This window comes from Moorena sp. SIO3E8, from assembly GCF_010692445.1.
Lineage (GTDB): Bacteria > Cyanobacteriota > Cyanobacteriia > Cyanobacteriales > Coleofasciculaceae > Moorena > Moorena bouillonii.
Genome location: NZ_JAAHHM010000348.1, coordinates 1 through 1,479 on the forward strand (window position 1 = coordinate 1; position 1,479 = coordinate 1,479).

The window sequence follows — 1,479 nt, forward strand, 5'->3', positions numbered from 1 at the left end:
CAAAGAAACCATTAACGTTCCTTTCTCTGCTAAAGTCATTTCTTCGAGTGGTTTACCTTTTCCTCCTATATAGGTAGCGAATATTTCCCTAGCTCTAGGATCGAGCGATTGAGCGGCATCTAATAGAGCATCTAAAAAATTAGTTCCCATATTAGCTTTTTTTCCGTTACGAAATGACGAGACTCTCGATTGACTGACTCCAGAGCGATCGCATACTTCTTTAGCTTCAAGATCTAATACTTTAAGCATCTTATCAAAAGCCTCATAGAGCCTTAGTTTATTGGCATTCATACCTCGTTATTTGATTTAGTTTAATTGCAGTTTCCTGCTGTTGAAGTAAGATAGATGGGGGATAGTCAATTATGCCAAAAACTAAATGACTTTATGCCAACGAAAATGCCAAATTCATAAATTAAGTAGGTCGGCGGGAAAATTTATAAGTATGTAACGAAAAGTTAATGGGGAAGTTTAGAGTGAAATTTCACACGTTCTGTACAATGTTTTCTTGTTTCTCCCCTAGCTTTAACTCCATTCATTACGGCATAAGCAAGATCTAATTCGTCATCAAACATTTTTCCCGATAGCTCATCTTTTTTAAGATGCTGCCACTCCAATTCAATTGGATTCATTTCGGAACAGTATTTAGGCAGAAAGAATAGGTATAAACCTTGACTTTCCCACTTTGACCATAGCTTTTGAACTTGCTTACATCGATGTATCGGACCGTTATCTTGTACTATTACTCTTATGGGTCCCAATTTTTCCGCGGACTCAGCTTCTTGCTTCATCATTTGGATATAAGATTTGCGGTTGACACCACCAATAACCAAGCCGTAAACAAAGCTAATTAAAGGTTGAAGAAGCCCAATAATACTTAGTCTACGCCCACGACGCGTTGTTTGTTCTAAGCATTTTTGCTCCCCTCGTTGGTAGTAGCTATAACTTGGTTCACTCCACAGGCAAAAACCTGATTCATCCAAATATTTCAAGTCTATTTCTCCAGTGGCAGCAAACAATTCCAACATATCTAGGTCTGCTTGCTTGATTTCCCGAAGTTTTGGGTCTTGCTTGCCTTTGTGACTTTTTCTGGTCCGTTTCCAGATAACCCCCTTTTTTTGAGCACCCGTCTTAATCTGTCAGGACTCAATTTAATTTGGCGGTCGCTATATAACTTTTGAGCAAGTTGAAGACTATTATATGTACGGGGTTCTTGTTTGAGGCATTCTTCCAAAAAAACTATGTCTTCTTCAGAATACTTCGCTTTTCCTCCTCTACCAGGTTTATCCCACAGCCCTTCCAAACCAAATTTCTGCCATTTGTGTAAAACTTGCCTTATCGTTTGTCCAGCCCAGCCGAAGTGCTCTGCTATTTTTTCAACATACCAACCATGTGCATTTAACCTGATTACCTCTGCTCGGTCTTTAACTTTCTGCGGTACGTCTTCTTTTCTTAGGTTTAACAAGGTTCGATCTTGTTGAC

1 protein-coding gene and 1 pseudogene are annotated in these 1,479 nt (G+C 39.1%); both read right to left on the minus strand.

Features of this window, described 5'->3' with window-relative positions; translation table 11 throughout:
• A pseudogene (locus F6K46_RS39690) lies at positions 1-291 on the minus strand (hypothetical protein); the annotation flags it as partial.
• Between the two features lie 164 nt (positions 292-455).
• A protein-coding gene (locus F6K46_RS39695) for an IS630 family transposase (RefSeq protein WP_293118194.1) occupies positions 456-1,479 on the minus strand; the annotation gives its coding sequence in 2 pieces (ribosomal slippage) (positions 456-1,115 and positions 1,118-1,479; 1,022 coding nt annotated over the 2 pieces). This gene is flagged as partial in the annotation.